The 19,832-nt window shown below is 69.7% G+C and carries 21 protein-coding genes and 1 tRNA gene; 5 read left to right on the top strand and 17 right to left on the bottom strand.

What is annotated here, in order from left to right:
* Position 1: 1 nt before the first annotated feature.
* The 6 genes from AC1DS4_RS03465 to AC1DS4_RS03440 form a co-directional block, all read right to left on the bottom strand.
* On the bottom strand, positions 2-952 hold the full coding sequence (locus AC1DS4_RS03465) for a carbohydrate ABC transporter permease (RefSeq protein WP_477633002.1): 951 nt from the start codon (positions 950-952) through the stop codon (positions 2-4).
* Positions 952-1,839, bottom strand: a complete 888-nt coding sequence (locus AC1DS4_RS03460) for a carbohydrate ABC transporter permease (protein WP_477633001.1) — start codon at positions 1,837-1,839, stop codon at positions 952-954. Before AC1DS4_RS03460 ends, AC1DS4_RS03465 begins: the two co-directional genes overlap by 1 nt.
* Before the next feature lie 129 nt (positions 1,840-1,968).
* On the bottom strand, positions 1,969-3,324 hold the full coding sequence (locus tag AC1DS4_RS03455) for an ABC transporter substrate-binding protein (protein ID WP_477633000.1): 1,356 nt from the start codon (positions 3,322-3,324) through the stop codon (positions 1,969-1,971).
* Positions 3,321-4,175 carry a PfkB family carbohydrate kinase gene (locus AC1DS4_RS03450; protein WP_477632999.1) on the bottom strand — a complete coding sequence of 285 codons (855 nt, stop codon included), beginning with the start codon at positions 4,173-4,175 and terminating at the stop codon, positions 3,321-3,323. The genes AC1DS4_RS03455 and AC1DS4_RS03450 overlap by 4 nt, the downstream gene beginning before the upstream one ends.
* Positions 4,176-4,186: 11 nt before the next feature.
* Entirely contained in the window at positions 4,187-5,212 is a 1,026-nt protein-coding gene (locus AC1DS4_RS03445) for an SIS domain-containing protein (RefSeq protein WP_477632998.1), read from the bottom strand.
* Between the two features lie 2 nt (positions 5,213-5,214).
* Positions 5,215-6,213 (bottom strand): SIS domain-containing protein, encoded by a 999-nt coding sequence (locus tag AC1DS4_RS03440; RefSeq protein WP_477632997.1) that lies wholly within the window; start codon positions 6,211-6,213, stop codon positions 5,215-5,217.
* 290 nt (positions 6,214-6,503) lie between these two features.
* On the opposite strand from AC1DS4_RS03440, the gene AC1DS4_RS03435 reads away from it, so the two are divergent.
* A complete protein-coding gene (locus tag AC1DS4_RS03435) occupies positions 6,504-7,595 on the top strand; it encodes a LacI family DNA-binding transcriptional regulator (RefSeq protein WP_477632996.1) in 1,092 nt (363 codons plus the stop codon).
* Between the two features lie 230 nt (positions 7,596-7,825).
* Here the strand turns inward: AC1DS4_RS03435 and AC1DS4_RS03430 are convergent, their stop codons facing one another.
* Positions 7,826-8,503 carry an NADPH-dependent F420 reductase gene (locus AC1DS4_RS03430; protein ID WP_477616023.1) on the bottom strand — a complete coding sequence of 226 codons (678 nt, stop codon included), beginning with the start codon at positions 8,501-8,503 and terminating at the stop codon, positions 7,826-7,828.
* A gap of 128 nt (positions 8,504-8,631) precedes the next feature.
* Between AC1DS4_RS03430 and AC1DS4_RS03425 the strand changes: the two genes are divergently transcribed.
* A complete protein-coding gene (locus AC1DS4_RS03425) occupies positions 8,632-9,228 on the top strand; it encodes a TetR/AcrR family transcriptional regulator (RefSeq protein WP_477616024.1) in 597 nt (198 codons plus the stop codon).
* Between the two features lie 150 nt (positions 9,229-9,378).
* On the opposite strand, the gene AC1DS4_RS03420 is transcribed toward AC1DS4_RS03425, so the two are convergent.
* Positions 9,379-11,355, bottom strand: a complete 1,977-nt coding sequence (locus AC1DS4_RS03420; protein WP_477616025.1) for an amino acid transporter — start codon at positions 11,353-11,355, stop codon at positions 9,379-9,381.
* A 139-nt stretch (positions 11,356-11,494) separates the two neighbouring features.
* Between AC1DS4_RS03420 and AC1DS4_RS03415 the strand changes: the two genes are divergently transcribed.
* Positions 11,495-11,665, top strand: a complete 171-nt coding sequence (locus AC1DS4_RS03415) for a hypothetical protein (protein ID WP_477616026.1) — start codon at positions 11,495-11,497, stop codon at positions 11,663-11,665.
* Between the two features lie 112 nt (positions 11,666-11,777).
* Here the strand turns inward: AC1DS4_RS03415 and AC1DS4_RS03410 are convergent.
* The 3 genes from AC1DS4_RS03410 to AC1DS4_RS03400 all read right to left on the bottom strand — a co-directional run bounded on the left by AC1DS4_RS03410 (position 11,778) and on the right by AC1DS4_RS03400 (position 13,292).
* Positions 11,778-11,853 (bottom strand) — tRNA-Ala (locus AC1DS4_RS03410).
* Positions 11,854-11,913: 60 nt separating this feature from the next.
* Positions 11,914-12,783: an anti-sigma factor family protein gene (locus tag AC1DS4_RS03405; RefSeq protein ID WP_477632995.1), complete on the bottom strand. Its 870-nt coding sequence runs from the start codon at positions 12,781-12,783 to the stop codon at positions 11,914-11,916.
* A complete protein-coding gene (locus AC1DS4_RS03400; RefSeq protein WP_477616028.1) occupies positions 12,780-13,292 on the bottom strand; it encodes a sigma-70 family RNA polymerase sigma factor in 513 nt (170 codons plus the stop codon). Before AC1DS4_RS03400 ends, AC1DS4_RS03405 begins: the two co-directional genes overlap by 4 nt.
* Before the next feature lie 130 nt (positions 13,293-13,422).
* Here AC1DS4_RS03400 and AC1DS4_RS03395 point away from each other — a divergent pair, with 130 nt between their 5' ends.
* Positions 13,423-13,860, top strand: a complete 438-nt coding sequence (locus AC1DS4_RS03395; protein WP_477632994.1) for a DUF2231 domain-containing protein — start codon at positions 13,423-13,425, stop codon at positions 13,858-13,860.
* Positions 13,861-13,949: 89 nt separating this feature from the next.
* Here AC1DS4_RS03395 and AC1DS4_RS03390 read toward each other — a convergent pair whose 3' ends face one another.
* From AC1DS4_RS03390 to AC1DS4_RS03365, 6 genes are read right to left on the bottom strand one after another with little or no spacing between them, the layout of a single operon-like run.
* Positions 13,950-14,879 (bottom strand): hypothetical protein, encoded by a 930-nt coding sequence (locus AC1DS4_RS03390; RefSeq protein WP_477632993.1) that lies wholly within the window; start codon positions 14,877-14,879, stop codon positions 13,950-13,952.
* A 10-nt stretch (positions 14,880-14,889) separates the two neighbouring features.
* A complete protein-coding gene (locus tag AC1DS4_RS03385; protein WP_477624268.1) occupies positions 14,890-15,552 on the bottom strand; it encodes a GNAT family N-acetyltransferase in 663 nt (220 codons plus the stop codon).
* Positions 15,552-16,025 carry a MogA/MoaB family molybdenum cofactor biosynthesis protein gene (locus tag AC1DS4_RS03380; protein WP_477616032.1) on the bottom strand — a complete coding sequence of 158 codons (474 nt, stop codon included), beginning with the start codon at positions 16,023-16,025 and terminating at the stop codon, positions 15,552-15,554. Before AC1DS4_RS03380 ends, AC1DS4_RS03385 begins: the two co-directional genes overlap by 1 nt.
* Entirely contained in the window at positions 16,022-16,525 is a 504-nt protein-coding gene (gene moaC / locus AC1DS4_RS03375) for a cyclic pyranopterin monophosphate synthase MoaC (RefSeq protein WP_477616033.1), read from the bottom strand. Before moaC ends, AC1DS4_RS03380 begins: the two co-directional genes overlap by 4 nt.
* Positions 16,522-17,742, bottom strand: a complete 1,221-nt coding sequence (glp, locus tag AC1DS4_RS03370; RefSeq protein ID WP_477632992.1) for a molybdotransferase-like divisome protein Glp — start codon at positions 17,740-17,742, stop codon at positions 16,522-16,524. The genes moaC and glp overlap by 4 nt, the downstream gene beginning before the upstream one ends.
* On the bottom strand, positions 17,739-19,157 hold the full coding sequence (locus tag AC1DS4_RS03365; RefSeq protein WP_477632991.1) for a UTP--glucose-1-phosphate uridylyltransferase: 1,419 nt from the start codon (positions 19,155-19,157) through the stop codon (positions 17,739-17,741). Before AC1DS4_RS03365 ends, glp begins: the two co-directional genes overlap by 4 nt.
* Before the next feature lie 29 nt (positions 19,158-19,186).
* Here AC1DS4_RS03365 and AC1DS4_RS03360 point away from each other — a divergent pair, with 29 nt between their 5' ends.
* Positions 19,187-19,831, top strand: a complete 645-nt coding sequence (locus tag AC1DS4_RS03360) for a 5-formyltetrahydrofolate cyclo-ligase (protein ID WP_477632990.1) — start codon at positions 19,187-19,189, stop codon at positions 19,829-19,831.
* Position 19,832 lies beyond the last annotated feature (1 nt).

The following is a 19,832-nucleotide window of genomic DNA, read 5'->3' as shown; positions in this document are numbered from 1 at the left end:
GCTACTTGCCGATGCCGTCGGTCAGCCCGCGCAGGAACTGCCGCTGGCCGATGAGGAACAGCACGATCATGGGCAGCGCGGCCATGGTCAGCCCGGCGAACTGCACCGGCCAGTCGGTGAGCAGCCGGCTCTGCATGTCCATCAGCCCCACCGGCAGCGTCTTGAGATCTCCGGTGCTGATGAAGACCAGGGCGAACACGAACTCGTTCCACGCGAAGAGCGCCTGCAACAGTGCCGCGGAGACGAGGATGGGTCGACACATCGGCAGGATGACCTGCCAGAACGCCTGGGTGGGCGAGCATCCGTCCAACGTGGCCGCCTCGTCGACCTCGGAGGGGATGTCGATCATGTAGGCCCGGATGAGGAAGGTCGTGAAGGGAATGCGGAAGGCGGTGTAGAGCACGATGAGTGCCCAGTAGCTGTCGTAGATGTGCAGCCGCTGCAGCAGGCCGAAGAGGGGAATGAGCGCCACGGTCGGTGCGAGCATGAGCCCGCCGAGCAGGAGCCCGAGGATCGCCCCCCCAAAGGGGACACGCAGACGCACCAGCCCATAGGCAGCCCAGGCGCTGAGGAGGACCGTGGTGAGGATCGAGGCGGACGTCACCAGGACGCTGTTGACGAAGTAGCGCACGACCCCGGCGCTGCCGGCCCTGCCGAAGTTGCCCCAGCGCAGCTCGCCCGGCAGGCCCCATGGGCTCGCGAAGACCTCCTGGTTGCTCTTGAAGCTGCTGAAGACCATCCACAGCAAGGGATAGAGGACCGCGACGACGAGCAGTGCGAGCCCGAGCCACACGGCCAGGCGCGTTGCGCGGGCTCCGACGCGACGAGCTGCCCGCGTCGACCTCCGCACTGCCGGGGTGTCCGCCGACATGGCCGGGGTCGAACTAGCCGCCTTCCGGCGGGTGGGGGTGGGGGTCGGGCTCGGGGTCGGGGTCGGGCTGGAGGCTGACATCACCATTGGATCCTCCGTCGGCGGCTCACGACGATCTGGATGGCGCCGATGGCGAGCGTGATCACGAAGATGACCGTGGCGATGGCGGACGCATATCCCATGTCGTCGTTGAGGAACGCGTTGCGGTAGAGCCAGGTGCCGAGCACCTGGCTGGAGTTCGAGGGCCCACCTGCGGTCATGACCATCACCTCGTTGAACACGAGGAAGGCGCCGGAGACGGTGAGGATGATGATGAGCGTCGTCATCTCGCGGACCATGGGCACGGTCACCGAGAAGAATCTCCGGATCGGGCCAGCGCCATCGACCTTCGCAGCCTCGTGGAACTCCTTGGGAATCCGCTGGATTCCGACAACGAACAAGATCGCGGTGTAGCCGATGGACTGCCACTGGCTCATCGCGATGATGCTGCCCATGGCGGTGGCGGGCTCCCCGAGCCACGAGTGCTGCCAGCTCTCGAGCCCCACTGCGCCGAGCAGGCGGTTCACGAGCCCGATCTCGGGGTTGTAGAGGAACGAGAAGAGAATGCCCGCGACGGTGATCGAGATGACAGCGGGGATGAAGTAGATCGTGCGGAGGATGCCCCGCAGTCGTTCGTGCACGAACTCCTCGAGCAGGGCCGCCAGGACGAGCGAGAACCCGACCTGGAAGACCAGTGACACGATCGCGAACACGGTGTTGTTCCGCAGTGCCGTCCAGAAGATCGGGTCGTGGAACGCCGTGCGGTAGTTGTCGAGCCCGACGAACGTCGGCGCTACCGAGAACGCGTTCCAGGAGAACAGGCTCAGCCGCAGGTTGTCGACGATCGGGTAGTAGACGAAGACCAGCAGCAGGACCAGCGCGGGCAGGACCCAGGCCAGCGACCGCCATCGCATCAACGTGGTGCTCATGTCATGCCCTCCTCGGGGTGGGCGTTGGTCGGTCGACGCTGACCAACCGTGTCGAGGTCGGACCGGGTGGTCCTCGGTCAGTGGGGCGGGCAGGTCCCATGATCCGCCCGCCCCACCTGGGGGGTGAGGTCAGCCAGCCTGCTTCTTGGCCTTGGCAGCGGCCTCCTGGACGCCGGTCATGACGTCCTTGCTCGTCTTCGAGCCGGAGATGACGCCCTCGATCCCGGAGAGGTAGGCGTTGGCCACCTCAGCGTTGGTCACCGTGTCGAGCCAGATCGCGAACTGGTTGGCCTTGCTGATGTCGGCGAGTGCTGACTGGAGCTGCGGGAACGAGTTCGCCGAGGTCGCCGAGCCCTGGACGGGACTCAGCCAGCCGATGTCAGCCGTGAGCTTCGCGGCATTCTGCTGGGTGGTGATGAACTTGAGGACGTCGACGGCGAGCGCCGCGTTCTTGCTCTGCGCGTTGACCATGAACCCGTCCGGTGCGCCCGTCAGGGCTCCGACGTCACCGGCCGCCCCCTGGGGTGCGGGCAGCCGCATGAAGTCCCAGTTGTCGGCCAGCTCCTTCGGGGCACCGCCCTTGGCGGTCAGCACCTGGAACTCGACCGACTCCAGGTAGTGCATGGCGGCCTTGCCGTTGAGGAAGTTCGCCTGCCCGGCCTCGTGCGAGACGCCGTTGGCGTCCTTGCTGGAGCAGTGCGTGACGATGTCCTTGAACTGGTCGACCGCCTTGGCGTAGCCGGGATCCGTGAACGCACCCGTGGCCGGGTCGTAGTCCTTGGCGAGGGTGGCTGGTGCGACGTTGTACGCGTTGAGCTGGGTGATGTAGTGGATCGCGGGCCAGCCGTACTGGTTGCCGAAGGCGATCGGCGTGTAGCCCGCCGTCCTCAGCTTGTCGCAGGCCCCGATGAGCTCCTCGAGGGAGGCGGGAGCGCCGCTGATCCCGGCCTTGGTGAAGGCTGCCTTGTTGTAGGCCAGGTACTTCGCGTCGAGGTCGATCGGCACACCGAAGTTCTTACCCTTGGTCTCGAACGCCTTGAGGGCGGCCGGCGAGAAGGTCTTGCCCCACTCGGTGTCGGGCCCGATGACCGACGTCAGGTCGGCGGCCAGACCGGCACGGACGAACTTGTTGGCGAAGTCACCGGCCCACGAGAAGTAGATGTCGGGCAGCTGCTTGGACGCCGAGAGCACCCGGATCTTGTCCTTGTAGGGCTGGTCGCCGACCTGCTCGAGCTTGATGGTGACCTTGGGGTTGGCCTGTTCGTAGGCCTTGGTCACGCTCTCGAAGTAGGGGGCGTACTTGGGGTCGGCGAACTTGGTGACCATGGTGATGGTGCCCGACTTCTCGGCTGGTGCGGTGAGGCTCTGGCTGCTGGCTCCTCCCGCACCAGGGTTGGCCGTCCCGGGCGCGCCGCAGGCGGCCAGGGCCACCGCGGTCGCGGCGGCGAGCACGGCGAAGGATGCGCTGCGCGTGGTGTGCTTCATGTGAGGTCCACTCCTTTGTGGATGGGGTTGAGCGGTGCAGTGAGTCCCTCGAGTGAGGTCTCGTACCCGAAGGCGCCGAAGGTGGCGCAGGTGCTTGAGGCGTATGCCGTCGCGGCGCTCAGGAGCATCGGGAGCGGCGTGTCGGCGATGAGGCCGGTGAGGAGCCGGCCGATGAAGGCGTCTCCGGCTCCGAGGGTGTCGACGACGGGAGTGGCTGGTGCTTGGGCGTGCACCACCTGCTCGCCCTGGAGTGCCACCGCACCGCCGGCGCCCATCGTGACCGCGACGAGGCTCGGGCCGAGGTCCCGGATGCGCCGGGCCTCGTCGACGGCCTCGACGACAGTGGCGAAGGGCAGTGAGCGGATGGCGATGTCGACGAGCGGTGCGTACTCCGCGATGTAGTCGTGCGGGCGCTCGGAGAAGTCGAACGAGAGCCGTGGCGCCGCGGCGGAGATGTCGGCCAGCTGGCCCTCGACCATGGAGCACTCCCCGGTGTGCACGATGGTCGCCGCTGCGACGGCAGCGAAGTCCGCCGGCGTCAGCAGGAACCTCGACACCCCGGGGTCCCCGTGGTCGAAGACGCGGTTCCCGTCGACGACCCGCACGTCCGCCGAGGCGTTCGGGCCCTCGACGATCCTCAGCATCGAGGTGTCCACCCCCTCGGCCACCAGGGCGTCCAGGACGGCGCGCCCGGCCAGGTCCGTGCCAACCGCACCGATGTATGCCGCGCCGGCGCCGCACCGACGCCCGTGCACGGCCACGTTGACCGCGTTTCCCCCGGGGTAGAGCACCCCCCGTTCGAGGTACCGGTCGACGACGTTGTCGCCGAGGGTGAGCAGGGTGACGTTCATGAGGCCGTCCTTCAGTACGCCATGCGGCGGTAGTAGCGGCGGGTCGTCAGCGGGTGGTCACGGAGCACCTCGAGGTGGGCGCTGACCCGCTCGAGCAGGGCAGCCAGGATGACCGGCGACACGAGGCCCCGCGTGGTCTGCGAGATCCCGGGCAGCTCCACGTCAGCCGTGTCGAGGACGAGCAGCTTCTCGGTGAGGCCCGACACGAAGCGCTCCACCCGGTCTGCCAGGGGCCGGGTGACGTCCTCGCCCTTGAGGAGGATGACGCTCACCTCAGCCTCGACGAGCTCGAGGGTGCCGTGGAAGAAGTCCGAGGCGTGCACGGGGCGCGTCCGGATCCACTGCATCTCCTCCAGGATGCACATGCCGTAGTAGAAGGCCTCGGGCCACGTGGTGCCCGACCCGGTGACGATGTGCCACGGGTTGGCCGCGATCGCCTCGGCGAACGCGGACGCTCGCCCCTCGAAGGCGCCCTTGGCGTCGAGGAGGAGCTCGGGCAGACGTGTCAGCTCGGCGACGACGGCTGCGTGGTCCTCGAGCATGCCCGTGCGCGCCAGGATCGACAGCGACAGCAGGAGCGACTGGAGGTAGAACGACTCGCAGGACGTGTCGTCCTCGGCGAAGTTCACGAGGCTGACGTCGGCCTTGATGCCCAGCGGGGTGTCCGGGTGGCCGGTGAGGACCAGCACCCGTGCGCCGGCAGCCTTGACGAACTCGAGGGCCGCGATGCTCTCGGCGGTGGTTCCGGACAGCGACGGGATGACCACCAAGGTGTCACGACCCACCGTGGCCGAGCCCGTCAGGACGAGCTCGGCCGGCAGCACGACGTCTGCGCGGAAGGTCGAACGGTCGCGGAGCAGGGCGGCAGCGGGCTGCATGAGGATGCCCGCGCCGCCGGCTCCGGCGAAGACCACGTTGGTCACGCCGGAGCCGAGGGCGTCAGCCACCACGGCGTCGAGCTGCTCGGCAAGGCCAACGGCACCCGTCTGGATGCGCAGGTAGCGTGCCGGGTCGAAGTTGAGCAGGTCAGCGGTCATGCTCAGTACTCGACCTTGAACATGTAGCGACGCGTCTCGAGGTCGTGACCGCGGACCGACTCGTAGTGCTGGGCGAGGCGGTTGGCCAGCGCACCCACGACGATCGGCGAGACGTCGCCTCGGACGGACTCGGGGATGCCGGGCAGCTCGAGGTCGCGCACGTCGACGTACTGCGCCTTCTTGCAGTACTGGTCCAGGAAGTCCTTGGCCCGCTCCCCCATGGGCCGCGAGGCGTCGTCGCCGACCCACAGCAGGACGGCGGTGTCGTCGTCGACCATCTCGAAAGCGCCCTGGAAGAACTCACCGGAGTTGAACGCTGCCGCGTGCTTCCACTGCATCTCCTGAAGGAAGCACATCGCCAGGCCGTAGGCCCAGCCGTAGCTGGGTCCGGAGCCCAGGACGTACGTGATCGGCTCGTCCTTGAACGCGTCGGCGATGTCGGCGAGCTCCGGCTCGGCCTGCTCGACCGCGTGCCGGACGGCGGCGGGCAGAGCCGCAAGGGCCTGGTCGACCGCGTCGGTGTTCAGCTCGGCGCCGGTGGCGGCGAGCAGCTCGAAGGCGACGACCAGCTCGAACAGGTCGCTCTTGCCGGTGAACGCCTTGTCAGCCGCCTCGGCGAGGGGGCTGCCGGGCTTGGCCGCAGCGATGACCGTCGCGCCGGTGGCCTTGGCGGTCTTGGCGGCGGCGACCGTCTCCTTGGTCGTGCCGGTGTAGGACGCCAGCACGACCAGTGAGCCGGGACCCATGAGTGCAGGGACGGCGGTGTTCAGCTCGTCGCTCTGGACCTGGAAGGCAGGGAACGACGCCTTCTGCTGGAGCAGGTAGTGGGCCGGGTAGCTGCAGATGATGGAGCCGCCGGCGCCGACGAAGTAGACGTTGCGCAGACCGCGCTCCACGACGTCGCGGACCACGGTCGCGATCGCCTCGCGCTCCGCGACGGTGGCCGTCAGCTTGTCGACGATGTCGGCGTCGATCGGCTTGAGGGGAAGGGTTTCGGTCATCGGTGCTCCTGGTTCCAATCCGCGAGTAGCTCGCTTTTGATAACGTTCTCAACCTGATGAGTGAGAACGTTCTCAATCCACTCGGCTCCTGTCAAGAGGGTTCCCGGAAATTGGTCAGATCCCCTGCGTCAAGGCAGTCCGACACCGGCTAAGGTCAGGCCAGGAAGTCGTCGGTCGTGAGCCGCGGACGGGCCACCCGGGACCCGCGCGCTCGCGGCGGCCGACCGGCATACCGGATGACTCGACAGAACGCCAAAACCGTTGGTACGACACGCATTCGAAGGAGCGCTGTGAGCAGGAGCGTGGAACCGCGCGGCATCGCCACGGTGCCAGATGTCGCGCGTGAAGCGGGAGTCTCCACGGCCACCGCCGCCAGGGCGCTCGGCGGTTACGGCTCCGTGCGCGAGAGCACCCGCGAGCGGGTGTTGGCCGCCGCGGAACAGCTTGGATATCGAGCCAACAGCCTGGCGCGCAGCATGATCACCGGGTCGACGCGCACCCTCGGCGTCGTGATGTCAGACATCGAGAACCCCTTCTTTCGTCGTTCACTGCGCGGCATCGCCGACACGGCGCGGGCTCAGGGGTTCGAGGTGCTGCTGGCCAACACCGACGAGGAGCTCGACAAGGAGGAGACCGCTGTCAGGGTGATGACTGAGCGACGAGTTGATGGCTTGGTGGTGTGCCCGGCTGACGGCGGCGACAGGTCACATCTCAGCGAAGTGATCGCGGCCGGCATACCGGTGGTTCTGCTGGACCGGAGCGTGGCCGGACTGCAGGCCGACACCGTCGGCATCGACAACCGCAAGGCCGCGAGAACTGCCACCGAGCACCTGCTGGCCCATGGCCACCGCGACATCGCGATCCTCACGGGTGGGACGCACGCGATGCTGGAACGCATGCTGCGTCCCGACATGAAGGGCGTCGAGCGGGCGTCGGCAACGACTGTCGGCGCCCGCGCGGCCGGTTTCCGCGACGCGATGACGGCGGCAGGTGTCCCGATCCGACCGGAGCTGATCTCCTCCGGTGGCTACCGACGCGAGGACGGGGAGGCTGAGACGGCCAGGCTGCTGGCACTGGAGGACCGGCCCACTGCGATCCTCGCCTTCGACGCCATGCAGTCGCTCGGGGCGTTCCACGCCATAGCGCGCGCGGGGATTCGTTGCCCGGAGGACGTGTCCCTGCTCGGCTTCGACGACACCGAGTGGGCTGACCTGGTCAGCCCGGCGTTGACTGTCGTCTCCCAGCCGACCTACGAGATCGGGGTGGCGGCGTGCCGCCTGCTGCTGTCACGCATCGAGGGAGCAGGGGGCGCGGTGGCGCATCGACGGCTGCCGACCGAGCTCATCGAACGCGGCTCGGTAGGCCCCTGGCCCTCGTCCTGAGGGGCGAGCTCGGGGTGCGATGGGGACACACCGCCTAGCGGTCACATGGCAAGACGGTTGCACCACAGCATCCCCTGCCCGCATTGTCGGGCAGGGGACGCTTCGTCATTCGTGTGCGGTCCTACGTGTGATGTCAGGAGCGCTCGTTGGGCTGCCGCGCGAGCTGTTCGCTCCAGGTTCTGCGGCCGTGTGCTCCATCGTCGAACCCCGGCCGTGCGGCGGTTACAACTTCAGCGGACGATTCTGAAGTTGAAGGTGGCAGTGCCAAGGGCGCCCATGAGCCGCAGCCAGACGGGCAGCAGCATCTCGGTGCCGCGCGCGGTGGTGATGTCGCCGAGGTCGATGACGTCGGTGTGGCCGAAGCTCTTGAGCAGCTCGGTGACCGTCGCCTTGGCCGCCTCGTCGTTACCCGAGACGAAGACCGACGACTCTTGGCCGAGGTCCTTGGGGTTGACCATCAGCGCGGCGGTGAGCGTGTTCAGGGTCTTGACGACATGCGCCTGCGGGAAGGCGCGCTGGATCTGCTCGCCGAGCGAGTCGGTGTCCTTGACCCACAGGGTGGGAGGGAAGCCGGCCGAGAAGTCGAGCGGGTTCGAGATGTCGAGGATCGGCTTACCCGCCAGGTTGTCGGCACCCGCGGCCTCGAGGGCGGGGAGGGCGCCAAAGCCGCTGGTCGCGTTGACGACGAGCTCTGCCGCGCCGGCGGCGTCGGCGAACGTGGCCAGTCCGGCCGAAGGGTGTGCTGCGAGCCAGGTGCTGAACGGCGGGTTGCCCATGCCGTCGGCCTCGTCGCGGAGGCGCGTGGCCTCGGGGTCGCGGGTGCCGACGACGACGTCGTGGCCGAGCTCGAGGAGGCGGCCTGCGAGGGCCTGTCCGACCATGCCGGTACCGAGGACTGCGATGTTCATGATGACTCCTGGAAGCGGTTGCGTGCTTCATAGACAGATCTGTCTACCTCGCCACGGAACCTAACAGACAGATCTGTCTACTTGCAAGGTATGCTGTGACACGCCCCTACCGCCGCACGAGGAGCCCGATGTCCATCGCCACCCCGACGCGCCCCAGCGCTGCTCGCGAGCGCATCCTGGACTCCGCCTTCGCGCTGTTCTACGCCCGCGGCATCCGGGCCGTGGGGGTTGACCTGATCATCGCCGAGTCGGGGGTGGCCAAGGCGACCTTCTACAAGCACTTCCCAGCCAAGGACGACCTCGTGGTCGCCTACCTGGGCAAGGTCGACGACGTGTGGTCCGGGCAGCTCCACGACGCAGCCGCAGCAGCCGGCCCCGACCCTGCCGATCAGCTCGTCGGCCTGTTCGACGCCTTGGGCAGCGCGTGCCGCCGGGAGGGCTACCGCGGCTGCGCGTTCATCAACGCCGCGGCCGAGTCGCAACCGGGCACCCCGGTCCACGACCGGACCGTGGCCCACAAGGCGGCCGTCCTCTCGTGGGTGCGAGGGCTGGCCGAGCAGGCCGGGGCGCGCGACCCCGACAGCCTGGCTCGCTCTCTCACCCTGCTGCTCGACGGCGGGCTGGCCAGCGGCGCCCTCGACGCCAGCCCTGACGCGCCTGAGGCAGCGAAGGCTTCGGCACAAGCACTGGTCGATGCTGCGGTTGTGCCAGGCCGCGCCGACTGACCGCCAACCGTCAGAAGGTGTGTGGGGAAGTTCAGCTTCAGCTTGCTGGCCAGCTGCCAGTTGGTGTTCCTGGTGACCATGCCGAAGGTGTCGGCCACGGTCGTGTCCGTGGTGTGGGCAGAGCGGGTGGCCGCGTGCCCCGGGTAGCGGTCAGCTGACGTGGATGCTGGGCCGTTGGGTCGGGTCGGGTTCAACCTTGCGGATGATCTCGCGGACCACAGGTGGGGTGTCACCCCGTCCCAGAAGCAGGTAGCGCAGCAGGTGTACGACTGGGGACCCTTCGGACCACTCGAAGTGACAGTGCGGGTGCAACCCGGTCGCGTCACGCAAGGCCAGCAGCACGGCGGCGATGGCGTTCGGCGCCGCCGGGCTCGCCACCCGCAGGATCCGGTAGCCGGCCACCTCGACGCCCTGCACCCGCAGCACGTCAGCGAAGTCGGACGGGTCGTCGATGTCGACCTCCAGGAACAGCACGTCCGAACGGCCCGGAACCGGGTTCATGGACCGCTGCTCGGCCTCCTTGGCGACGTACTCGGCCTCGTCGCCGGCCTGGCGCTTGTTCGCGATGATGTTCAGCAAACCGTCATGGGCGACGGACTCCTCGATGAATCGGCGCGCGTCCTCGTCGAACTCGATGTGATCGACCCGCAGCTCCGTGGTCCGGCTGATTCGCGACACCAGCGACACCACCACGATGCCCAGGATGAACAACCCGGAGATGGCGATGCCGTCCGGCTTCTCGCGGATGTTCTCCACCAGCGCGTACAGCAGGATGAGAGTCAGGACCGCGAACCCCGCTCCCGCGACCTTCTGGGCGTGCCGGTAGGCGGAGATGGTCACGGCGACGGCGCCGGAGACCATCATGGCCAGGATTCCGGTGGCGTAGGCGCCCGCTTGGGCGTTGACGTCGGCGCCGAACGCGAAGGTGATGACGATGCAGATGACCGTGTAGACAAGCACCACCGGGCGCACGGCCCGGCCCCACTCCGGCGCCATGCCGTAGGCCGGCAGGTAGCGGGGCACGATGTTGATCAGCCCCGCCATGGCGGACGCGCCGGCGAACCACAGGATGAGGATGGTGCTGATGTCGTACACGGTGCCGAACCCGTCACCGAACAACTCATGCGCCAGGTACGCCAAGGCGCGCCCGTTGGCCTCCCCGCCCGTCTTGAACGCCTCCGCCGGGATGAGCACCGTCGTGACGAAGCTGGTCGACAGCAGGTAGACGGACATGATGAGCGCGGCACCTGCGAGGAGCTTGCGGGTGTTGCGAATCCGAGAGGCCAGCTTCTCCTTGGCGTTCTCGCCGTCGGCAGCGACGAGCGGCATCATCGACACCCCCGTCTCGAACCCGGACAGGCCAAGCACCAGCAGCGGGAACGCGATGACGGCGGGCCCGATCGCCCCGCTCAGGCCGCCGCTGTCTGACAGGGCGGACGTCCAGGCGGACAGGGCGCCGTCGGTGGTGAAGACCTCGACGATGCCCTTGACGACGACCACAGCGTTCAGGGCCAGGAACACGGCCACGAGCGGGATGGCAACGCTGACAGCCTCGCTGAAGCCGAGCAGGAACACCCCACCCAGGACCAGCAGGAGGAACACAGTGATGGCCACGGCGTGCCCGTGCAGGGCGTCGGGGAAGAACGGGGACTCCAGGACGTGCACCGACGCGTCCGCGGCGGACAGGGTGATGGTGATGATCCAGGACGTGGCCACGAAACCGAGCAGGACCAGCACGAAGACCTTGCCGCGCCAGAACGGCAACAGGTCCTCCAGCATTGCCACGGACCCCTGGCCGTGCGGGCTCTCCTTGGCGACGCGGGAGTACATCGGCAGCATCCCGAGGAGGGTCAGCAGGACGATGAGCAGCGTCGCCAAGGGCGAGAGAGCCCCGGCGGCCAGTGCGGCGATGCCGGGCAGGTACGCCAAGGTGGAGAAGTAGTCGACCCCGGTCAGGGTCATCACCTTCCACCACGCGTGCGGCTTCGCGTGCTCCTCGCCCGACTCCGGCCCGACCGGCTGCACCCGGTGCTCGAGCAGCCACTTGGCTCCCGGCCTGGTTGAGGCCGCGGGCTTGGCGGGACTTGGCACGCGGGCGGGCATGACCAGCGGGTCTGAAGCGTTCATGTCGTCTCTCAGCTGTGAAGGTGGGGCGGGGCCACCTTACGGGCGACGGGGCTGTGGCCAGTGCCGCCCGCCACGGTGCCCGCACTGCGCCACGGCAGCGCTGCTACGTTCGCGGCATGAGGCGAAGGGCTGAGCAAGCATGAGCACGGCAGTCCGTCTGGTTCTGGCCGTCGCGGCAGCTCTCGGAACGCTCGCCATCGGCAGGGCAGCCTCGGCCCGGGAGGACAACCAGCGGATGTCGGTGCCGATGACCGTCGGCGTCGGCGTGGCGCTGCTCGCCGTGTACATCACCGTCGCCCTGTCCGTGTAGACGGCGTTGAGCCCGAGCCCGCGTTGCCGCCGGGGGAACGCAGAAGACCCAGCCGGGGTGAACCGGGCCGGGCCTTCTGTCGGTGAAAACGACACCTTGTGTCGTCACCTCTTGGTGGAGCTGAGGGGATTCGAACCCCTGGCCTTCTCATTGCGAACGAGACGCGCTACCAACTGCGCCACAGCCCCTGATGCGGACGAAACAATAACACCCGCACGGCGCGCGACGGAAAACGGTCGTTCCGCAGCTCAGGTCAGGCTCGCTCGCATCACCGTGTGACCCGTGTCGACCTGGCGGATCTCCACCGCCGCGATCTGCGCCACCCGAAGCGTGGACACCCCGACCGGGTGCATGATGCGGTCCGGCCGTGCGGTCCAGTCCCGCAGCTCGGTGGCTCGCCCGGCCCGGTCCACGACCCAGATCGCGTAGTTGATGCGGTAGTCACCACCGGAACCAGCAGCGCCTCCTGAACCACCGGAGCTGCTGGAGGTCCGAGTGCCGCTCGGGCTGCCGGTTCCGGTCGTGCTCCCTGCACTGCCCGTCAGGCGGGCGTACTGGCACTCGACACGCAGCTCGGTACCGTTCGCGATGGGCACGACGTCGACGACGGCCGTCATCAGGGACGGTTCGACCGCGGTGAACGCCAACCGCCCCGCCACCGCACCCCCGGGCAGGGTCGACCCGGTCGTCGAACCGGTGCCGCCGGAAGGTGGGCCGTCCCGCCAGGCGTTCGAGGCGGCATACCCGCCGACGCCTCCGATGAGGAGGGCGGCCGCTGCGGCGGCCACGGGAGCCAACCAGGTGCTGCGACCGAGTCCGGTGGGACGGGTCGGGAGGGCGGGCATCAATGAGGCCGGGGGCTCGAGGTTGAGGACGTCGCGATCGGCATCCACGCCGGCGGCACTTCCGGAACCTCCTGTGCCGCCAAGGTCCATGGCGAGGACCTCGCCGGGTGGCAGCTGCGCGAGCAGGCCCGGCAGCCCGGCCAGCTCGGCCACCGCGGCACGGCAGGCGGGACAGCCCGCGAGGTGCTCTTCGTACTCGCGGCGCTCCGCCACGGCCAGGGCTCCCAGCACGTAGGCGGCATCCCAGTCGGTGTACTCGTCGGGGGCGCTCATCGTCCGGTCACCCCCTTCTCCTGCAGGACCAGTCGCAGGCTGCGCAACCCGTAGTGGAGCCGCGACTTCACGGTCCCCTCCGGCACCTTCAGCTCGGCCGCGATCTCGGCCACGGTTCTCCCTTCGTAGTAGGCGGCAGCGATGACCTGCCGGTGCTCGCGTGAGACGGAGGAGAGCGCATCGGTGAGCAGCCAGCGGTCCAGGACCTCACCGGACCGGTCGCCGACGCCCGGCTCGACGAAGTCGATTCCCGCGACCTCGTGCCGTGACGCGGCACTGCGCCAGCGGTCCACCACCAGGTTGCGAACCACCGTGAACAGCCAGGCTCGCGCCTGTTGTTCCGAGCGGGTGCCGAGCCCGGGGTCGCGCCAAGCACGCAGCAACGACTCCTGCACGACGTCCTCGGCGACCTGTGGGTCCCGGGTCAGCCGCAGCGCGAAACGCCAGAGCTCCGACGCATGGCGGTCGTGCAGGCCCTGCAGAGCCACTTCCCGCTGACTCGTCGCCACGTCCGGCATTCCTCCCGCCCAGTCGACACCACCGATCCTCCCCGCACCGGGGACTCGCCGTAAAGGACGAGACAGCGAGGCGCGTGGTTCAGCGCGTGAACCCCGGGGGGCTCGGCTACGTTCCTCGGTCATGGAGATCAACGGACTTCCGGCCCACGTCCTGCTCGTGCACCTCGTCGTCGTGCTCCTGCCGCTGACCTCCGCCGCCGCGGTGCTCGTGAGCGCCTGGCCTGCCGCCCAGCGCAAGCTGACGTTCCTGGTCCCCCTCGGCGCCGTGATCGGCGCGCTCGCCGTGCCCGTCACGACCCGGGCCGGCAACGACCTCGCCGCCAAGCTCGGCAACCCGCCCTTCCTCAAGGAGCACGAGAACTACGGCGACAAGGTGCTCCCCTGGGCCGCGGCCCTCGCGGTGACGACGCTCGCCCAGTGGCTCTACCTGCGTCGTGGCACGGCCACGGTGCCGCGGGCCCTGCTGGGGGTCCTCGTGGTCGCCAGCGCCGTGGGCACCGGGACCATGGTGGTCCTCACCGGCGACTCGGGCGCGCAGGCGGTGTGGGGCAACAGGTAGTCCACCCGTCCCCCACCGCAGCGCCTCTGGCGACGCGCGGGTCAGGCGACGCGCGGGTCAGGCGACGCGCGGGTCAGGCGACGCGCGGGTCAGGCGCCGGCGACCCGGCGCTCGGGGAGGTCCTCGTATGCCGCGTACTCGGTGTCCGCGTCGCCGACCAGGTCCGCGGACGTGGGGGCGGGACGGGTCACGCGAGACTTCATCGTGTAGGTCGGACGCGGCACGGGCACGGGATCCCAGGTCAGCGGGATGTCGTCCTCGTCCACGAGCATGCGGGCCGGGACGCGCCCGGCTTCGGGCGTGACCGCGGCGGGCGCGGCCACCTCCACAGTGCCTGCCTGGAAGTCGAACAGCTCCGGCTTGGCCGGCTGCGCGGCGACGGGCTCGGCGTCGACGACCGCCTCGACGTCGACGCGGTCGGCAACGTCGACCTCGACGGCGTCGACCGCGTGGGAAGCCATCGGTCGCGACTGGACCGGACGCTGCACCTGCTCAGAGCGCTCCGAACGGGCGGGGCGGGACGCGACACGGGAGCGACGTTCGGCCTGCGCCGCGGAGCGGGCCCAGGCCACGGCGCCGCCGACGGAGACCAGCGGCACCAGCAGGGTGAGCAGCGGGAGCAGCGAGAGCGCCACGAGCGGCACGGCCACGACGACCGTCGACAGGGCGCCCAGCATGATCAGGGCCCGGTTGCGCCGGGCCACTGCGGGGTTGGTCCTGGGAGCCGGGCGTTCGGCCTCCGGTGGGGTCGGCACCTCGACGTGGGCGGTCTCGGCACGCTTCACGAGCACCTGGGGACGCGCGGCGCGCGCGGGAGTCACGGCATACGAACGCGGTTGCGGCGTCGAGAGGTTGGTCGCGGGCAGTGGGCTGCGGCGCTCGAGGACCCGCATCGACTCGGAGAACTGGTCGACCGAGCGCGCGGTGGCGAGGTGCTCGCGACGACGGACCCAGTACTGCACGAAATAGGCAGCCCAAACCGCGATGATGACGAGGAAGACAAGACTGCTGGGCTGCACGGATACGAGGCTAGGTCTCTTGCGCGGGCGCACCGGGGACGTGGGGCGGTGTGTCGCCAATGTGACTGGTGTGGTTGGTGTGCAATCGCTCGAGCAGGGATTGTCCGCCCAGGTCCTCGGTCGTCAGGGCGAAAGTGCGGTGGTCGCGCCACGCCCCGTCGATGTGCAGGTATGCCGCCCGCACGCCCTCGTCGCGAAAGCCCAGCTTGCGCACGACGGCCAGGCTATTGGCATTCTCGGGGCGGATGTTGACCTCGATGCGGTGCAGCTTCATGGAGCCCAGGGCGTGGTCGCCGGCCAGGGCCAGGGCCACCGGGGCGACGCCGCGCCCGGCGACCGACTCGTCCACCCAGTACCCCGCCGAGAGCGACAGCAGTGACCCGTAGGAGATGCCGAACAGCACCATCTGACCCACGATGCGACCCTCGAGCCGGATCGTGAGCGGCAGCATCCGCCCGGCCCGCGCCTCTGTGCGGTAGTGCCGCACCAGCCCGGCGAACGAGACGTAGTGCGCTTCCTGGCTGGGCGAGGTCGCATCCCAGGGCCCCAACCACTCGCGGTTGCGGCTGCGCACCTCAGTCCACTCGGCCCGGTCCCGACGACGCAGCGGGTCGAGCAGCAGCTGCTCCCCGCCCGGGGTCCTTCCCCGGAGCTCGACGGGCCAGACGGCCATCAGTGGTCGCCGCCGCGAATCTGCGAGAGTGCGTGCGGCAGCACGGCTTCGAGCACCCCCAGCCCGTCGCGGACCCCTCCGGTCGACCCGGGCAGGTTGACCACCAGGGTGCTGCCCGCGACTCCCGCCAGGCCGCGCGACAGGGCCGCCGTCGGCACGCCGCCCGCGAGCCCGGCGCCGCGGATGGCTTCGGCCAACCCGGGCACCTCGCGGTCGAGCACGGCCCGCGTCGCTTCGGGGGTGCGGTCCGTGGGCGACAGCCCCGTGCCACCCGTGGTGACGATCACCCCAGGTATGCCGGCCAGGGCCTCCGCGAGCGCCTCACCGACCGCTGGGCCGTCAGGCACGACCACGGCGTCGCCCACCTCGAATCCCCACTGCCGCAACGCCTCGACGATGAGGGGGCCGCCGCGGTCGGGATAGACGCCACCAGCGGCGCGGGTCGAGCACGTGATGACGACCGCCGTGTTCACGGCTGTTCCACCCAGTCACCGGAACGGCCGCCGGACTTGGCGGTGACACGGATGTCGGTGATCCGGGCGTGCTTGTCGACCGCCTTGACCATGTCGACGAGGGCGAGGGCCGCGACCGCGACGGCGGTCAGGGCCTCCATCTCGATGCCCGTCCGGTCGGCGGTGCGGACGGTGGCGCCGATGTCGACGCCGTCGTCGGCCACCGCCAGGTCGACCTCGACCGCGTGGACGGCGATCGGGTGGGCGAGCGGGATCAGCTCAGGGGTGCGCTTGACGGCCTGGATGCCGGCGATCCGCGCGACCGCGAGCGCGTCACCCTTGGGCACGTTCCCGCCGCGGAGCGCTGCGACCGCCTCGGGCGACAGCAGGACCCGACCCGCTGCCGAGGCCTGTCGGGCAGTCACGTCCTTGGCGGAGACGTCGACCATGTGCGCCGACCCGTCCGGTCGCACGTGCGTCAGCCCAGGAGGCTGCGGACGCTCAGCGGGGTCGAGGCTCACATCCCCTCCCGGCCCAGCAGTGGCAGGCACATCAGCTCGTCGCCCGCTGCGACGTCGACGACGTCCTCGGGGATGACAGCCAGCGCGTCGGCCGCTGCGAGCGCACCGAGCATGTGCGACCCCTGGCCACCGGCGAGTCGGGCCCGGTCGTCATCGAGGATCACCCGCACGAACTCCATCTTGCCCTTGACCGAGCCGAACGGCTCGGCGGCCACGGCGGGGACGTAGCCCGGCGGGTAGGACGGTTCGGGGCGGCCGGCCATGGCCCGGAGCGCCGGTGCGACGAACACGTGGAAGGACACCAGTGCGCTCACGGGGTTGCCGGGCAGGGTGAACACGGGGACCTGTTCCTCGCCGAGCACCCCGAAGCCCTGGGGCATGCCGGGGCGCATCGCGACCTTGTCGAACTGCATCGTGCCGACGCGGGACAGGACCTCCTTGACGGTGTCGAAGGCTCCCATCGAGACGCCGCCAGTCGTGATGATGACGTCGGCGCGGACGAGCTGGCCCTCGAGGGTCTCCATCAGCGTCCGGGCGTCGTCCGGGACCCCGCCGACCCGGAACGGAGTGGCGCCCACAGCGGTCACGGCGGCGGTCAGCATGACCGAGTTGGAGTCGACGATCTGGCCGAAACCCGGAGTCCGACCCACCTCGACGAGCTCGTCCCCGGTCGAGATGACGACGACCCTCGGCCGCGGGACGACCCGCACGCGCGCCGTCCCGGCCGCCGCCAGCAGGGCGATCTGTCCGGGACCGAGCAGGGTGCCCCGGCGCAGGACGACGTTGCCGGCCTCGACGTCCTCACCGACCTCGCGCACGTGCGAACCCACGGGACGGCGCTCCCGGATCTCCACCCGCACCACCCCACCGTCGGTCGCCTCGACCGGCACGACGGCGTCTGCGCCGTGGGGCATCGGAGCGCCGGTCATGATCCGCATGGTCTGGCCGGTGGCCAGCGACCACGCCTTGGTGTTGCCCGCCGCGATGTCGTTGACGACGGGCAGGACCACCGGGGACTCGGCACTGGCGGTCGCGATGTCCGCGGCGTGCACGGCATACCCGTCCATCGCGGAGTTGGTGAAGCCCGGCAGCGACCCACGGGCCTCGACGTCGGCCGCGAGGATGCAGCCCTGGGCGTCGAGAACCCCGAGGTCGAACGGACGGATCACCTTGACGGTGCTCAGGATTCGGTCCAGGTGCTCTTCGACGCTGATCACGGGGTGGTCGCTCCTTCTGCCTGAGGGAGGGTGCTGCCGTCGGGAATGGTGCGCGGCTCGTCCGCCTCGACCACCACGTCGCCCACGCACCGGATCCCCGCGCCGAAGGTCACGTCACCGCGCACCGTGAGGGACGTGCACTCGATCAGGGAGGGGGCGCCGCCGGGGAAGCGGGAGTCGAACTCGTGGATCAGCGTGTAGTGGTCGTCGAGGTCGACCCGCGGGTCGGGTCGCGGCGACTGGGCCACCACGTCGAACCCGTCACCGAAGCCGTAGAGGTCCGAGCGCAGCATGAGCAGCTCGTTGGTCGTCTTCACCGGTCGGAACCGGCGCCTGGGCACGTGCAGGGCGCGCGACCCGTCGAACACCTCGATCGCGGTCCCCATGGCCGACTCGACCTGGATCACCGGGGTCGAGTCCTTGCGACCTGGGTCGACAGTCTTGCGGTTGACGATGATGGGCAGGCCGAGGACGCCGTCCCTGGCCGACATCTGGGCGTCGAGGGCGTCGAGGTCCACCCACAGGTTGTTGGCGTGGAAGAGCGAGTGCCTCTGGGTGTCCTGGAAATGCTCCTGGTCCTCCGGTGCCACCATGGCGCTCTCGCGCAGCACCACCCTGCCGTCGCTGCGACGCAGGGCCAGGTGGCCACCCTTGCGGTCGTTGGCAGTGCGCTCGCACACCTCGGACACGTAGGGGATGGACTCCCGTGCCATCCAGGCCGGGATCGCGGGGTCGCACGTGGCCCCGAGGTTGTCGGAGTTGGACAGGAACGCGTAGCGAAATCCCTTGTCCCGCAACGCTGCGAGCACACCGCTCGCCACCAGGGCCACATAGACGTCTCCGTGCCCGGGAGGGCACCACTCGAGGTCGGGGTCGTCGGGCCACGACACCGGCGCGAGGTCGTCGGCCCGCAGCTTGGGCTCGGCATTCTGCAGGAAGTCGAGCGGCAGCCCGTCGATGGCGAGGTCGGGGTAGCCCGCCAGGGCCGCGAGGGACTCGTCCCGGGTGCGGAAGGAGTTCATCAGGACGAGCGGGACCTTGACCCCGTGCCGCTCGCGCAGGGCCAGCACCTGCCGGGCCACGACGTCGAGGAAGGTCAGCCCGTCGCGGACCTCGAGCACCGACTTCGGACCGGACAGCCCCATGCTGGTGCCCAGGCCACCGTTGAGCTTGATGACGGCCGTGTGGGACAGCGCCTCCGTCACCTCGTCCCCGTCGGCTGGGTCGGCTGGGTCGGCGGTGATGCTCTCGAGCGTCGTCACGTCGCCCAGGGGCTCGATGTCGTCCTCAGCGATCAGGCCGGTCCTGCCCGCCTCGAGCTGGGCGTAGGCGTCCTCGAACACGTGGATCGCCATCGGGTCGACCCCCCGCTCGGTCATGCGTGCGACCGCCTGCGCCAACCCTTCCTTGCTCATGACGGGCAGCCTAGTGGGACGATCTGGAGGTGCCCCTGTCCACCAAGACCGCCGTGCGACAGCGCCTGAGCGCCTTGCGGCGCGAACGCGTGCCCGGGCGCGACCGCGCCCGCGACGCGGAGGAGCTCGCCCTGTCCGCCCTCGAGCTCGTGTATGCCGGTGGGCTGGTTCGCGGCGACTGGGTCGCCGCCTACGAGTCCACCCCGCTGGAGCCGCCCACGGAGGCGATGATCGAGGCGCTGTCCGCGCGCGGCATACGGGTGATGGTGCCCGTGACCCTCGAGGACTGGGACCTGGACTGGCGCCAGGTGAGCAACGAGGAGGCAGAGGGCGCGGAGGAGGCCCAGGGCGCGGAGGAGGCCCGGGGCGCGGAGGAGCCGCTCGGCAAGGAGGCCATCGCCCGGGCCGCCGTGGTGTTCCTGCCGGCCCAGGGGGTTGACCGGTCCGGGACCCGGATCGGGCGGGGCAAGGGTTGCTACGACCGGGTGATCCCCCGGACCAGCGCGCACCTGGTCGCGGTGGTCCACCCGTGGGAGCTGCTGGACGAAGACCTGCCGAGCGAGCCGCACGACCGCCGCGTGCACGCGGTCATGACGGCCGAGACGGGGGTCGTCGAAGTCGGACCGGGGACCTCGAGGGCCCTGCCCACGCTGCCGGCTCAGTCGGGCGACTGAG

This window comes from Pedococcus sp. P3_C7 (assembly GCF_056402615.1).
Note: the sequence above shows the minus strand (reverse complement) of the source record. Positions and strands in the feature narration are given on the sequence as shown.